The 14929-nt window shown below is 29.5% G+C and carries 17 protein-coding genes; 4 read left to right on the forward strand and 13 right to left on the reverse strand.

Annotation, left to right across the window (positions count from 1 at the left end):
- Positions 1–4: 4 nt before the first annotated feature.
- Together queC and L8X36_RS01885 are read left to right on the forward strand one after the other, a co-directional pair.
- Entirely contained in the window at positions 5–670 is a 666-nt protein-coding gene (queC, locus tag L8X36_RS01880; protein ID WP_263682290.1) for a 7-cyano-7-deazaguanine synthase QueC, read from the forward strand.
- Positions 671–732: 62 nt separating this feature from the next.
- Complete coding sequence (locus L8X36_RS01885; RefSeq protein WP_263663344.1) at positions 733–1305, forward strand: YceI family protein; 573 nt, start codon at positions 733–735, stop codon at positions 1303–1305.
- Positions 1306–1346: 41 nt separating this feature from the next.
- On the opposite strand, the gene L8X36_RS01890 is transcribed toward L8X36_RS01885, so the two are convergent.
- The 6 genes from L8X36_RS01890 to mobB form a co-directional block, all read right to left on the reverse strand.
- Positions 1347–2090, reverse strand: coding sequence for a substrate-binding domain-containing protein (locus L8X36_RS01890; protein ID WP_263682291.1), 744 nt, complete (start codon positions 2088–2090; stop codon positions 1347–1349).
- 61 nt (positions 2091–2151) lie between these two features.
- Positions 2152–3093 (reverse strand): hypothetical protein, encoded by a 942-nt coding sequence (locus L8X36_RS01895; RefSeq protein ID WP_263682292.1) that lies wholly within the window; start codon positions 3091–3093, stop codon positions 2152–2154.
- Entirely contained in the window at positions 3094–4980 is a 1887-nt protein-coding gene (metG, locus tag L8X36_RS01900; protein WP_263682293.1) for a methionine--tRNA ligase, read from the reverse strand. It abuts the gene before it with no gap.
- Positions 4981–4993: 13 nt separating this feature from the next.
- Complete coding sequence (locus L8X36_RS01905; protein ID WP_263663348.1) at positions 4994–5188, reverse strand: hypothetical protein; 195 nt, start codon at positions 5186–5188, stop codon at positions 4994–4996.
- Complete coding sequence (locus L8X36_RS01910; protein WP_263682294.1) at positions 5188–6036, reverse strand: class 1 fructose-bisphosphatase; 849 nt, start codon at positions 6034–6036, stop codon at positions 5188–5190. Before L8X36_RS01910 ends, L8X36_RS01905 begins: the two co-directional genes overlap by 1 nt.
- Positions 6037–6045: 9 nt before the next feature.
- Positions 6046–6525, reverse strand: coding sequence for a molybdopterin-guanine dinucleotide biosynthesis protein B (gene mobB / locus L8X36_RS01915; RefSeq protein ID WP_263682295.1), 480 nt, complete (start codon positions 6523–6525; stop codon positions 6046–6048).
- Between the two features lie 86 nt (positions 6526–6611).
- On the opposite strand from mobB, the gene L8X36_RS01920 reads away from it, so the two are divergent.
- Complete coding sequence (locus L8X36_RS01920; RefSeq protein ID WP_263682296.1) at positions 6612–7106, forward strand: hypothetical protein; 495 nt, start codon at positions 6612–6614, stop codon at positions 7104–7106.
- Here the strand turns inward: L8X36_RS01920 and L8X36_RS01925 are convergent.
- From L8X36_RS01925 to gltX, 3 genes are read right to left on the reverse strand one after another with little or no spacing between them, the layout of a single operon-like run.
- Positions 6994–8631, reverse strand: coding sequence for a lytic transglycosylase domain-containing protein (locus L8X36_RS01925; RefSeq protein ID WP_263682297.1), 1638 nt, complete (start codon positions 8629–8631; stop codon positions 6994–6996). The two genes, L8X36_RS01920 and L8X36_RS01925, sit on opposite strands and share 113 nt — an antisense overlap.
- A complete protein-coding gene (locus L8X36_RS01930; RefSeq protein WP_012661430.1) occupies positions 8632–8919 on the reverse strand; it encodes a YggT family protein in 288 nt (95 codons plus the stop codon).
- Position 8920: 1 nt separating this feature from the next.
- A complete protein-coding gene (gene gltX / locus L8X36_RS01935; protein WP_263682298.1) occupies positions 8921–10216 on the reverse strand; it encodes a glutamate--tRNA ligase in 1296 nt (431 codons plus the stop codon).
- Between the two features lie 133 nt (positions 10217–10349).
- Between gltX and L8X36_RS01940 the strand changes: the two genes are divergently transcribed.
- Positions 10350–10772 carry a PepSY-like domain-containing protein gene (locus L8X36_RS01940; RefSeq protein WP_263663352.1) on the forward strand — a complete coding sequence of 141 codons (423 nt, stop codon included), beginning with the start codon at positions 10350–10352 and terminating at the stop codon, positions 10770–10772.
- A 20-nt stretch (positions 10773–10792) separates the two neighbouring features.
- On the opposite strand, the gene L8X36_RS01945 is transcribed toward L8X36_RS01940, so the two are convergent.
- Genes L8X36_RS01945 through L8X36_RS01960 form a run of 4 tightly spaced genes read right to left on the reverse strand, consistent with a single transcriptional unit; the run spans position 10793 to position 14888 of the window.
- Positions 10793–11326 (reverse strand): HyaD/HybD family hydrogenase maturation endopeptidase, encoded by a 534-nt coding sequence (locus tag L8X36_RS01945; protein ID WP_263663353.1) that lies wholly within the window; start codon positions 11324–11326, stop codon positions 10793–10795.
- On the reverse strand, positions 11323–12015 hold the full coding sequence (gene cybH, locus L8X36_RS01950) for a Ni/Fe-hydrogenase, b-type cytochrome subunit (RefSeq protein ID WP_263663354.1): 693 nt from the start codon (positions 12013–12015) through the stop codon (positions 11323–11325). Before cybH ends, L8X36_RS01945 begins: the two co-directional genes overlap by 4 nt.
- A gap of 15 nt (positions 12016–12030) precedes the next feature.
- Positions 12031–13746 carry a nickel-dependent hydrogenase large subunit gene (locus L8X36_RS01955; RefSeq protein ID WP_263682299.1) on the reverse strand — a complete coding sequence of 572 codons (1716 nt, stop codon included), beginning with the start codon at positions 13744–13746 and terminating at the stop codon, positions 12031–12033.
- Positions 13747–13748: 2 nt separating this feature from the next.
- Complete coding sequence (locus L8X36_RS01960; protein ID WP_258107370.1) at positions 13749–14888, reverse strand: hydrogenase small subunit; 1140 nt, start codon at positions 14886–14888, stop codon at positions 13749–13751.
- Between the last annotated feature and the right edge of the window lie 41 nt (positions 14889–14929).

The raw sequence follows: 14929 nt of genomic DNA on the forward strand, positions 1-14929 counted from the left end.
AAGTATGAAAAAAGCTCTTTGTATTATAAGTGGTGGTATGGATAGTACTTTATGTGCGTATTTAGCCAAAAAAGAAGGATATGAAATCATTGCTTTGCATTTTGATTACAATCAACGCACCATGCTTAAAGAAAGAGAATGTTTTAATAAAATTTGTGAAAAACTTAACATAAAAACAAAATATATTTTAGATGTTTCATTTATAGCAAATATTGGTGGTAATTCTTTAACGGATTTAAATTTAGAAATTCCCAAAGAAAAGCTACACGAAAAAGAAGTTCCAAATACTTATGTTCCTTTTAGAAATGGTATTTTTTTATCTATTGCAGGAGCCATAGCTGAAAAAGAAAAATGCGAAAGTATTTTCATAGGAGTAGTACAAGAAGATAGTAGTGGTTATCCTGATTGTAGTGCAAATTTCATACAAAAAGCAAGTGAGTTTATCAATGAAGGCACAACAAAAACTTGTAATGTTACAATTAAAACCCCATTAGTTCATCTAAGCAAAGGACAAATAGTTGAATTAGCTTTAAAAGAAAAGGTAGCCTTAGAATACACTTGGTCTTGCTATGAAAGAGAAGATAAAGCTTGTGGCAGATGTGATAGTTGTTTATTAAGATTAAAAGGCTTTAAAGAAGCCAATGTGAAAGATTTTATAGAGTACATTTAAAATTTACTTTCATTTTATTTTTGTTTGTATAATAGATTTTACAAATTAAAAAAGGAGAATTAATGAAAAAAATACTACTTGGTTCATTTTTAGCTGCTTCAATTTTAGCAAGCAATGCTTTAAGTAAAGAATTTATTCTAGATAAAGCTCATACAAATGTAGCTTTTAAAATCAAGCATTTGCAAATTAGTAATGTAAATGGAAATTTTAAAGACTATGATGCAGTGGTTGATTTTGATAGTACTAAATTTGAATTTAATAAACTTCAAGCAAATGTAAAAGTTGCTTCTATAAATACTGAAAATAAAGCAAGAGATGCCCATTTACAACAAGATGATTTTTTCAAAGCAAAAACTCACCCAAACATCACTTTTACTATGAGCAAATATGAAAAAATTTCTAATGAAAAAGGTAAGATGTATGGCTCTTTAAATATTGCTGGTGTAAGTAAAGATATTGTTTTAGATACTGAAATTGGTGGGGTTATTAAAACAGATAGTGGTAAAGAAAAGGCAGGATTTACTTTACAAGGACAAATTAAAAGAAGTGATTTTAAATTTGCTCCAGATACCTCTAGCTTGACACTTAGTGATGAAGTGCAAATCAACATCGAAGCAGAAATTAACGAAAAATAATTCAAAAAAAGCATTTTACATTAAAGTAAAATGCTTTTAATTTATTTAGCTAACCAACCTTCTTTTTCCCATACTTTTTGCGCTTCTTTGCTTTGTGTAAATTCTATAAATTCAGTTACTTTTGGATTTTTTAAACCTTTTTGTGTTGGTACTATTTCAGCAGCTCTATAAATAATTGAGTTTTTATCTGCTTTTATAAATTTATTTTCTTTCTCACCAACTGCTTTAATCCAATGTGTCCAAATGATTAAAGCATCGATATTTGGATTATTTTTCCACTCATCAACTGCTGCTTTTGAATTCTTAGCATACACTTTGATGTTTTTTCTAAGTTTTTCTAGGTTTTCGATTTTTCCTATTTTTAAAGCCATATCTTCATACAAGCCAACCTGCCCTGCTCCATCAACTACCATAACATTAACACCATCTTTTAAAAGGTCTTCAAATTTTTTAATTTTTTTAGGGTTATTAGCTCTTACTATCATACCTGATCCTCTAGCATTTAAAACCTGAACATCTTGTATTTTGATTTGTTTTGACATAGCTTTAACAAATCCATCCATCATAGATGTGTTACCAGAATAAATGATATCAGCATCCATTTTGGCTTGTTTGATCCATTTAGGTGTTGGCCCTGCATTAACGATAACTTTTTCTCCGCTTTTTGCTTCAAATTGTTTAGCAAGTTCTTTTAAAACAGGAGCTGGACCGCCTGGGCCATAAACTAAAATTTCAGCATTCAATGCAGCTGCAGCAAATAAACTTAAAAATAAAAATTTTTTCATATTTTTCCTTTAAATTAATAAAATAAAATTAGAAATATAGCTTTTTAAAGTATATATTTTTTTAATCAAATAAATTAATATTTTTTTCATAGACAGAAAAACATTCCAAAAAGTCTTCTATGTTTTCTTTTATCAAGCAATATCTAAAGTCAAGAAAATTTTTTAATTCTTTTAAATTTGTATAAGAAAAATCACAAAATAAAGAATTTTTTAATGCGGTTTTAAAACCCTTAGTGTCTTGAAGTTTTTGTGCTATAAAGTCAAAATCCTCATCATTTTCCACGAGTAAAATCACCCTAGAGCTACCTCCAAAAACACAAATTTCATTTTTTGAGTTTAAAAAATAGGCTTTAAAAAGTTCTAATTTTTTATCATTAAAACTAAAGGGTAATTTTTGACTTTCTATAAATTCAATAAAACTAGCAAAAATATCTGCATAAAAAAATGCAAATTTTAAATCTTTAAAATACAAATTTTTACAAAGTAAGCTCGTTTGAAATAAAGATTTTGAGCCTAAAATTTCATATTTACAAGCTTTTAAGGTATGAAAATTTGATTTTAATTTTAAAATAAATTTTTCATCATCAGAACAAAAGAAAGTTTTTTCTTTAGAATTTTTTAAAAGATCAAAATCTAATAAAATATTTGAATTTAAGACTTTAAAATTAAAGGCTTTTGCAAATTTTAATTCTATATGATTACAACATATAAATTCATAAGATTTTTCTTCGCATAAAAATCTAAAAAGCCTAAAAATAGCTTCTTCAAGATCATCAACTTGAAGATAAAACACATCTTTATCTTCAAGATTTAATTTCTCCTCACTTACTATAACATAAGCTCCAAGTTTTATAGCAAAACTAGCTTGTTCATTATTCTTAGCAAAAAATACACTTGCTTGTTTGACTTTGTTTAAATCTATACTAAAATCATAAACACTAGAAGTTGCTCCATAGTTTAAAACTTGGGCATTAACAAGCTCAATAAAATTAGAAATATTCATTTAGCCTATTAAAGCTCCATTTTCGATAAAGCTTTGTGGACTAATTAAAACTAATTTACCATTTTTTTCTGCACTTAAAATCATACCTTGGCTTTCATGGCCAAAAATTTTAGCTTTTTTTAGATTAGTAATAACACAAACTTGCTTACCTATTAACTCACTAGCTTTATAAAATTTAGCAATACCCGAAAGCACTTGTCTTAGTTCGCCATTTTCAAGTTCAAGCTGAAATTTTAAAAGCTTTTCACTGCCTTCTATATTTTGACAATCTTTTACTAGTGCTACTTTAATTTCAATTTTTTTAAAATCATCAATTTTAATTTGAGCTAAACTTGGCTTCTCTTCTACTTTTTCTTCTTTTTTGTTTTCTTGGGTTAATTCAACTTTTGGAAATAAAGCCTCACATACACTTGATTTTAAATCGCATAATTGATTGTTTAAAATTAGTTTTTGATAGTTTTCGTTTGAAATTTCAAAATTTAAAGCTTTGGCAATTTTTAAAGCTGTTTTTGGCATAGCAGCTGAAAGTAAAATAGTAACTTTTGTTAAAATATTAGCACATAAAGCTACTAAGGCATTAGCTTTTTGCATTTGATCATTTTTAATTAAATTCCAAGGCTCATACCTACTAATACTTAAATTTGCTAAAGATAAAGCCTTAAAAAGTTCTTCTAAATAGCGATTTGGCTGGATATTTTCTAAAGCATTGATTGCATTATCTAAATACTCTTTACATTCATTTAATTCTTGATTAAAATACAAATTCACATCTTTACAATCAATAATATTTTGAGAATACTTAGCACTCATGCCGATAATTCTATTTAATAAATTTCCAAGCTCATTGCTTAATTCTGCATTGATTCTAGTGATTAATGCTTTTTGTGAAAAATCCCCATCATTGCCAAAAGGAACTTCTCTGAGTAAAAAATATCTAAAAGCTTCTAAACCAAAAGTATCTGCTACTTCTTTAGGTGCTACTACATTACCTTTAGATTTGCTCATTTTTTCACCATCTTTAGTCCACCAGCCATGTACTGCTACAAATTTAGGCAAAGGAAGTTCTAAACTCATCAAAAACGCAGGCCAATACACTGCATGAAAACGCAAGATATCTTTACCTACAAAATGAATATGAGCAGGCCATAGATCCATATTTTTATCATCAAGTCCATAACCCAAAGCACTCACATAATTCATCAAAGCATCAAGCCAAACATATACCACATGTTTTTCATCATTTAGTTCTTTTGGAAGCTTTATACCCCATTCAAAACTCGTTCTTGTAATAGAAAGATCTTTTAAACCACTTTCTACAAAGTGGATTAATTCATTAGCCTTATTTTTAGGTAAAATCGGCTCTTTTTCTTTATACCATTTAAGAATTTGATCTTGATATTTAGAAAGCTTGAAAAAATAACTTTCTTCTTTTAAAAGCTGTGTTTTTTTACCACAATCTGGACAATGACACTCATTTACAAGCTGAGTTTGGGTAAAATAACTCTCACAAGAAACACAATAAAAGCCTTCATAAGTTCCTTTATAAATATCACCTTTATCAAACATTTTTTTAAATGCTTTTTGTACGCTTAACTTGTGATTTTCATCTGTAGTTCTGATGAAATAATCATAAGAAATCTCAAACTCATCCCAAAGTTTTTTAAATTTAGCACTAATTTCGTCTGCATATTCTTTAGGGGTAAAATTTCTAGCACTAGCAGCTTGCTCTATCTTTTGACCATGTTCATCTGTACCTGTTAAAAAGAATGTTTTTTCTCCTTGCAAGCGATAAAATCTAGCCAAAGTATCTGCTATAATCGTAGTGTAAGCATGACCAATATGAGCCACATCATTTACATAATATATCGGAGTAGTAATATAACGCATTTTCAACCTTTAATTAAAAATCAAATCCACCTTCTTTACCTTTAGACATACTCTTATAAACTGCATCAATATACTCTTTTCTTAAAGAGCATTCAAAAATCATAGAGCAAGGTAAACAAGATTTTAAGTTTTTATCATTTTGACAAGCTTGAAGTTCATTTTTTTTAGCTTCTAAAGCTAGTTCAAATTCATCTTTAACTTCAGCCATTAAAGCCCTTTATAAGCTTGTTTTAGTTTTTCAATTTCATATTTTGAACCCAAAAAGCATGGCGTACTTGCATGGATTTTTTCAAATTCTAAATCAAGTAAAGAGTTATTTTCTCCATTAGTAGAAAGCCCTCCTGCTTTTTCAAAAATAAAAGCAAAAGGAAATACCTCAAAATATGCTCTTAATTTTCCATTTGGCGCATCGCTTGTTGCGGGATATGAAAATAATCCTCCACCTTTGAGTAAAATTTGGTGTAAATCACTCACCATAGCACCTGAATATCTTAAGCGATATCCTTCATCAAATAAAGCTTTTATAAAAGCTCTATGAGTATTTGACCAATTTTTTTGTGTCCCGCCGCTTGCATTTAATTTGCCTTTTTCGTTTAATTTTAAATCCTTAACAAAAACAAATTCATCATTTTCATTTAACCTATAAAGCTTAGGAGTATCTATGCATACTATAAGCTCTAAACGCACACCATAAATAGCATAAACTGCTGCTTTTAGATTTTTTGCACTAGCCTTTTGCTCATAAATAGCAAAAATAGAACCTATAGCAAAATTCACATCTACCAAAGATGAGCCATCTAAAGGATCATAAGCAACAATGTATTTTTCATTTTCATTGATTAATAATTGTTCTTGTTTTTCTTCACTAATTAAGCTTTTTATACCTTTACTTTGCTTTAAAATTCTAGTGATAATCTCATCGCTTTTTACATCAAGTTTTAATTGATTATCTCCAGTAGCATTTTGAGAAGTAGTATAATCAAAATCTTTTAAATATCTAAGTTCTTTTGAAATTTCAATCACTGCTTTTTGTATATCGTTAATTAATTCTTGCATATTTTACCCCTATACTTTTTTTGAATTTTTTAATACAAAATCACAAATACTTTCTAAATCATCCAAATAAAGCCAAGTTAAATTTTTATTTTCGATTTTCTCATAGCTTGCAATAGCCTTAGAATAAGCAAAATAGCTCTCATCCACTTCTTTGCAAAAAACACTAATTCTTGGCATATCTAAGGTTTTTAAGCCCTCTATAAATAAAAAATCAAATTCTCCTAGTTTGGAAATAGCTTCATCTAAAGTACTTGGAGAATGTGTAAATAAAGTTGTCCTTGTAGGGCTTAAAACCATTACATCAGCACCACTTTGAAAAAATTTAAAACTATCTTTTTTTGCTATATCAAAACTTGCTTTATCTTTTGGATCATGTTTTATAATACATACTTTATAATTTTGTTCCATAAAATATTTAGCAACTTGGGTTATTAAAGTTGTTTTACCTGAATTGGAAGGCCCACTAAAAGCCATTGCTAATCTTTTCATAACTTCCTTAAATCAAAGAAAATAAACAAAATTATATCTTTTTAAAAGTTAAAAGCTTATAATTATAAAAAAATTAGGAATAAAATATGAAAAAAATTTATATGATTATTTTTTTAACACTTATTTTTACTGCATGCTCAAATAAAACTCAAAAACAAAGTGAAATCGATTTAAAAAGCCAAACTCTTATGTATGCACAAAAAATCAATTTTAATTATAAAGATAATAGAGTAGTTGCTTTGTTAAGTTATCTAAATCCTGTATTAGATGAAAAAAGCCAAAAAGAAGTTTTTGTGCTTAGTTTTTTACCAAATATCAATATCAAACAAGAACAAATTTCAATACTCATAGATGGAGAAAAAACTAACTTAAAAGCCTTAGATCAAAATGATGAGTTGTTTAAATATATCATCAAAAGTGATTATGCAAGCTATTACAAAATCACCCTTGATGAGTTGATACAAAAACCTATTTTAAAACTTGATTTGTGTTTTGAGAATCAGTGTTTTGAGTTAAAGTTTCAAAAAATTTCGAAATCGGTGTATTATCGTTCAGAAGATGCAAATACACAATATAATTAGCTAAAACCTTTTTAGCATACACCCTACTTTCTGCATAAGGAACAAGCTCCATAGATAAAAATGGTTCGTACTTTCCCGCTCTAAACATATCTTCTCTTTTGAGCATTCTAGTAGTAAATCCTATACCTCCATTATAAGCATAAGCCACAAATACCGGAGAATTAAGCTTAGATTCTAAATAATCTAAATGATGATTTGCAAAAGTATAGGCTGTTTTTGGATCAAAAAGCATATCTTGGTCAAAATTTGGAATTTGCAATTCTTTATTGCCTATATGATTAGCTAAAAATGGAATAAATTGCATAATACCTAAAGCATAAGAGGTTGAAATGGCTGTTGGGATAAAACGGCTTTCTTGTCTAGCTAAAGCTAAAATCATAGCCTTTCTTTGTGTAGAATAATCTTTTAAATACTCAAAATAAGGCATAATGAAATAATGTTTTTTAAAACCCTCAGCTCTTTCTTTAATATAAGCATAAATAGCGATATTTTCTTTAGTATAAAAATCTTTTGCAAGCTTTTCTAGCTCATTAGGAGTACCTTTTGCAATTTCTTTTGCAAGTTTTTGCCAAGCAAAAGGATCTTTCATATCAAAATCATTTTTTTGTTTTTTTGGACTTAATTCTTCTATTTTAGGCAAAGGCAAGCCCTTTAACTCCCTTGCATAAAGACTATAAATATTTAAAGAATCACTTTGAGCAAGCTCATCAAGATACTTTTTATCTTGAGTGATTAAATAAATCCAAAAATTTGCATTATCTACTAAAGGCTTACTTTTAAAAGTATCTTTTGCTACTTGGAAAAATTCCAGTGCTTTTTTATCGTCATTTTCTAAAATAGCATTCACACCTAAGTAAAATGCATTATCTTGAAAAGTTAAATTTGCATCTACATTAACTAAAGATTTTCTTATCAATGGACTTTTTTTCTTAATGATAATTTCTTTTACAAAATTTGTAAATTCTTTTTCTTTTGCTAACTCATCAACAAAATCTTTTTCTAAAAAAAAATCCTTTTTATCTTTTAAAAAGCCATAAATTTTATAAAAATTTGCACTATCATAATTTAAAACCGCATAACTTAGAGGATCTTTAGCATTAAAAGCTTCTAAAAGCTTTACTAAATTTGGATTATCTTGCGGGATAATTTTTTTCATCTCATTACGCGTTGAAGTATTAAGATCTTGTATAAAAGTTAAACTGTTTAATCTTATAAGCTGACAAGTAGCATTAGCATCTAAGATATTTTGCGCATTAAATTTATAACAAGCTTCATATTCTTTATTATATCCCAAAGGTGGAATAATCGTTTCAATAGCATTTTTAATACGCCCTACATAACGATAAATATGCTCTTTTAAACCTTCAACTTCTTCTTTTCTAAATTCATTTTTTTCCAATAAACGATATAAATAATAATCCTTAGCTAAAGAATTTGGTCTTTGCTCTAATTCTTTATAAGAATACATCGCACTATTTGCAAAAACTACTCCGGCTAAAAGTAATACCACGCTTTTTTTCAACACTTATAAACTTCCTAAAATTAAATTTGATAAAAATATTTGGATAAATTTTAATCCTAAAATAATAATCAAAGGTGCTAAATCAATACTTCCTATAGTAGTAGGGATAAATCTTCTTACAAAAGCATAAGCAGGATTAGTTAAACGATATAAAATTTGTACTATAGGATTATATGGATCAGGCCTTACCCAAGAAATTAAAGCAGCAATAATTATAATCCATACATAAATTTCAATCACTAAAGAAAAAATTTGCACCAAAGATACAATCAAACTTGTTCCAACTCCCATTTTACTCCTTTATAATTTCTTTAACAAAAGGCTTGATTAGAGTATAAATTTCACTCATTTCAGGTCCATGGGTAACCCCTGTTAATACTAAACGCAAAGGCATAAAGAAATTTTTACCTTTTAAATTTGTTTTTTCCATCAAAATCTTTTTAAACTCATCATATTCTTGAGGTAAATCCAAATCTTTTAAAATCTCTTTAATCAACTTACACTCATTTTCAAATTTATTATAATTTTTAACTGCAAAAATGGCTTGTATTTTTTCTCTTATCTCATTTAGTGTGCTAGCTTCTTGAGTATAAAATTTTGCAAGCTCCGCTACATCTTTGCCTAAATTTAACAAAGAATTTAATTTATCATTATCAAGCATTTTTATATGCTCACGATTAATTTGCATTAAACGCTTAGTATCAAATCTAGCAGGAGATTTTGAAACTTTTTTCAAATCAAACCATTCTATAGCTTCTTCTAAAGTAAAAATCTCTTTTGGAGTTTTATTGCCTAAAAGGATTAAATAATTTGCAATAGCACTTGCTAAATATCCATTATCAAGCATCCATTTTACACTAGAATGAGCCTCTCTTTTACTCATTTTAACACCCTCTTCATTTAAGATGATAGGTAAATGTGCATAAGTCATGCTTTTATCATAACCCAAACTTGCTCTAATATGCTCTTGCTTAGGAGTATTTGAAACATGATCTTCTCCCCTTATAATACAAGTAACACCTTCTAACATATCATCAACCGCACAAGCAAAATTATAAGTTGGGGTTTTATCCGCTCTCATAATCACAAAACTATCAATATCTTCAGGATTAAAACTAATCTCACCTTTAATATAATCAGTAAATTTCATTTGAGATTGAGGTTTTTTAAGACGAATTACAAAAGGTTTCTCACAATTTAACACATCAATATCTGCTAATTTTTCACAAGTGCCATCATATCTATATGCTTGATTTTTACTTTTAGCTAATTCTTTTTTATGCGCTAACTCATCCTCAGTACAAAAACAAGCAAAAGCTTTTTTTTCACTTACTAGCTTTAAAGCCATTTGACGATGAAATTTCAAATTTTCACTTTGTACATAATAATGCTGCCAAGTTATACCAAATTCTTTCAAAATAGCTTTTATTTCTTCTTCTTTTCCAGCAATATTTCTAGCATTATCCGTATCTTCAATACGCAAAATAAAATCTGTATTTTCTTGTCTTGCTTTAATATAATTAAACAAAGCTGCTCTTAAATTTCCAATATGCATATCTCCAGTAGGCGATGGTGCAAACCTATACATTATTTATCCTTTTAAAACTTTTTTATCATTATACAATTAAATACTTGCTATTTATTTTAAAAAAACAAAGTTCACACAAAATTCACTCAATATTTATATGATTTCACAAATAATTCAATTTAAAGGACAAAAAATGAAATTAAAAATAGCTTTAATGGCATTAGCTCTAGCAAGTTGTGTTTTTGCAAGAGATATGGTTGTAGGTGTAAATGCTTTACCAGCAAATTCTAAAAATTTTATACAAAAACATTTTACAGGCTCAAACATAGCTTTAGTTAAACAAGATATTGATAGTTTTGATGTTTATTTAGACAATGGAACTGAACTTGAGTTTTTTATCAATGGAGATTGGAAAGAAATTGATGCAAAATACAGACCAATTGATACTTCTTTTTTAAGTCCAAATGTTTTAACAACGATTAAGAAAATGCACCCAAATGCAAGTATAATTAAAGTTGAAAAAGAAATTCAAGGTTATAAATTTAAACTAAATAATATGATGGAAATTTATACTGATGTAAATGGAAATTTCTTAGGACAAAAATTTGATGATTAAAAATTAAGCTAAGCTTTTGCTTAGCTTTTATAAGAATTTAGAGCAAGCTCTTGTATATTATAATTAGCAACTCTCTCATAAGTAAAGCCTTTTTTCTCTAAAAAATCAAGTAAAATTTTCTCCATTTTTTCTAAAGCACTCAAGACTTCTTTTGAAAGTTTAAAACTCAATGGTTCTATGCGCTTTGGCACACAGGCTAAAATTTGAGTTTTAGGTAAATCTCCCATAAGCTCCATATATTGTAAAGTTTGAAGCATCTCAACCTCATGTGCACTACCACTCCAATTAACTTTTTTTGGCATTGCATCATAAGGAAAGAAAAAAATATCTCCGATCTTAGCATCATCTGCTGCAATACAATCAATCACAACCATTTCATCATATTCAGCTATAATATAACTAAGTTGTAAAGCCAAAGTTCCACCATCTACAAAGCTCACTGAGTCTTTTTCGTGATAAAACTTATAATTTTTTTCTAAAAGTTTGCAAAGATGAACGCCTAAGCCCTCATCTGCAAACATAATATTACCAATACCTAAGATTAGAAGTTTCAATGATTTTCTCTTACAAATTTATAACCACTAAAGATAGCATCTAAAGCACCATCTTTACCTTTAACTGAGTTAAACACAGCCATATAAATATGCACTGGAACAAAAATCAACACAATCCACATTAAAATTCTATGGTAGGTTCTAACATCAGCTAATCCACCTAACATTACTTCAATAGGTCTTAAGATGTTATATAAAAATCCACCCAAGCCTTCATGATATACATGCATATAAAGGATTAATCCTGTTAAAATAAGTCCAAACATAACAAGATAAAAGAAAAAATAAGTTACAAATTGCAAAGGATTATATACACCTTGTAAATGCGGATGCTTTCCTAAAAAAATGTAAAATTTAATCTGCTCTATCCATAATTTTACATTAAAAATATCTTTTATGCTTTTTCTCTCACCATCACTTTTTGAATCAAAAAAGAACAAATATGTTTTAAAAATCACACAAGCTATTAAGATAAATCCAAAAATTTGGTGCACCATGCGGTATTTTGCCTGCATAAATAAAGTTGGTTCAGATGAAATAGATGGAGATTGAAATACATAAGAAATATAATATCCAGTCCCTACTAAAATCACGATCGCAACTGCTCTTAACCAATGTGTAAAACGAAGGCCAATACTAAATTCGTATTCAGCCTTTCTGTTTGATTTTAAGGAATGTTTAGAATCCATACTAAAGTCCTTTCCTTATAAATTTACATTAACTTTATACTCGCTAAGATTATTGCCTTTAGTATCCATTACATGCACAGCACATGCTATACAAGGATCATAAGAGTGAATAGCTCTTATTACTTCTAAAGGTTGTTTAACATCAGCTAGTTTCATACCGATAAGACATTGCTCATAGCTACCGCCTACTCCATTTGCATCTTTTGGACTTGCATTCCAAGTAGAAGGTACCACTGCTTGCCAATTTTCAATTACACCATTTTTAATTCTACACCAATGACTCAACGCACCGCGAGGCGCACTTCCCATAAATCTACCTTTGTATTCTTTATTTTTATCGATTACATAAGTAGCACAAGTGCTTTCGTCTGTTTTTAAATTTTCAACTAAAGAATTAAATGCTTTTAAACCATGATCAGCAATGATTTTAGCTTCAATCGCTCTAGCACCTGTTCTTCCTAAAGTACTCATAAGTGCTTTAACTGGTAAATTTGTGGTTTTTAAGAATGAATCAACCGCTTCTACTACAATTTTATTACCCTTAGCATAATTTACTAAAATATTTGCTAATGGTCCAACTTGCATAGGTAAATTTTCATATCTTGGAGCTTTAATCCAGCTGTATTTACCTTTAGTATCAAATACCTTACTATGAACCATATTACCTTTATCATCAATGCTTTCACCATCAATTAAGCCTGTATAGTTTGGATTAGTTTTGCCATCATAAGGATGTAAAGCTTCATTGTCTGCATACCATGATCTTGTAGCTTCTTCAGTGATTTTAGCTTCATCTACTTCTTCAACCTTACTCAAATCACCATTTCTAATAATACCACCTTCAAACAGCCACTCATCGCTAGAAACTTGGAATTCTTTTTCGGTATAGAAATTATTTACCCCTACATCATTTAATACACTTGCTTCTTTAGAATAAGCTTTTGCAGCCATTATGATATCTGGATAATAAGCACGATTAATAAAATCAGCTACTTCTTGGAATTTAGTCATATATTCAGCCATTCTTGATGGGTTTAAAAGATCCATAACACAAGTCACACCACCTACTGTTAAGCTTTGTGGATGAGGATTTTTAGCACCAAAAATCGCCATAGCTTGAGCTATTGTTCTTTGAATTCTTAAACATTCTAAATAATGTGAAAGCGCAATAAGGTTTTGCTCAGGAGTAAAGCGATAAGTTGCGTGTCCATAATAAGCATTTGCAAATGGTCCAAGATTTCCTTTATCTACAAAGGTTTTTAGCCTTTGCTGTACTTCTAAAAGTTTATCTGCACCTGTTGCATAAGGCATATCGGTGTATTTAAACGCTTCATCACTTGCTTTTTTTACATCAGCACTTAAAGCACTTACAACATCAACAAAATCAAGCCCATGAAGTTGATAAAAATGCACCACATGATCATGCATGTATAAAGCTGCATTCATTAAAGTTCTGGTTAAAACAGCATTTAATGGCGGGGTAATACCTAAAGCATTTTCTACCGCAATAATCCCTGCCCTATAGTGTGAAAAAGTACAAACACCACAAATTCTTTGAGTTAAAAAGCCTGCATCTCTTGGATCACGACCTTTTACAATAGTTTCCAAACCTCTCCATAGGGTTGATCCCGAATATGCTTCTTTAATGACATTATTTTCATCAACCACCACTTCAACTCTTAAGTGTCCTTCTATTCTAGTAAGTGGATCTATAATAATTCTTTTTGACATTCTTAATCCTTATTCTTTTCTAATGAAGCAATTACAGCGTGCGCAGCAACAGCAACACCTGTTACACAAAGCACACCTATACCAATTTTATCTGAAATACTATCAGCACCCAAACCATAAACAGTATCAAATAACCTTCCTGCCATCACTTCTTCAAAAGGCCCCATAGTATCCCAAAAATCTGGTTCAGAACAACCTATACAACCATGTCCAGCTTGGATTGGCCATGAAGTATGTTGATTAAATCTTTCTCTTGAGCAATTATTAAAAGTATAAGGTCCTTTACAACCTACCTTGTAAAGACAATATCCTTTTTTTGCTCCTTCATCACCAAATTGTTGCACAAACTCACCCGCATCAAAGCGTCCTCTTCTTTCACAAAGATCATGAATTCTTAATCCATAAGCCCATTTTGGTCTATTATAAGCATCAAGCGCTGGCAATGTTTGATACAATATATAATGAATCACATTACCTATAATGTTTTTCTCGCTTGGAGGACAACCTGGAACATTAATAACTGTTTTATTTGTAACTTTACTTAAACTCACAGCATTACTTGGATTAGGTCTAGCAGCTTGAATACCACCAAAAGCTGAACAGGTGCCTATAGCAAAAATAGCCAAAGCATTATCACAAGCTTGAACTGCTATTTGCTTACCTGTTTTGCCGTGTGGTCCTATGGTTAAAAAGTTTTCTGTAGCACCTGTTGGTATACCACCTTCTACCATTAAAATATATCTACCTTTATATTTTTCCATAGCAGCTTCAAGATTATGCTCAGCTTGCCAACCTGCTGCACCCATTATAGTTTCATGATATTCTAAAGAAATATGATCAAAAATCAAACTATCAATAGTAGGAGCATCACTTCTTAATAAACTCTCAGAACATCCTGTACATTCAGCCATATGAAGCCAAATCACTGGAAGTCTATCACTAAGCTCAGCAGCTCTTGCAACTACTGGAGTAAAGCTAGCAGGTAGTGCCAAAAATGCAGTCATTGCACTAGCCCATTTCATAAAATCTCTTCTTGAAAAACCTGATTGTTCTAAGGCTTTAGAGATAGAAATCTCATTTTTCAAAAGAGGAAGTTTTTCTAATGCGTCTAAACGGCGATTAAAAATATCTAAATCACTCATTTGTTGTTCCTTAAATATAGAAATATCATTAAAGATTTTAA

This window comes from Campylobacter sp. CNRCH_2014_0184h (assembly GCF_025772985.1).
GTDB lineage: Bacteria > Campylobacterota > Campylobacteria > Campylobacterales > Campylobacteraceae > Campylobacter_D.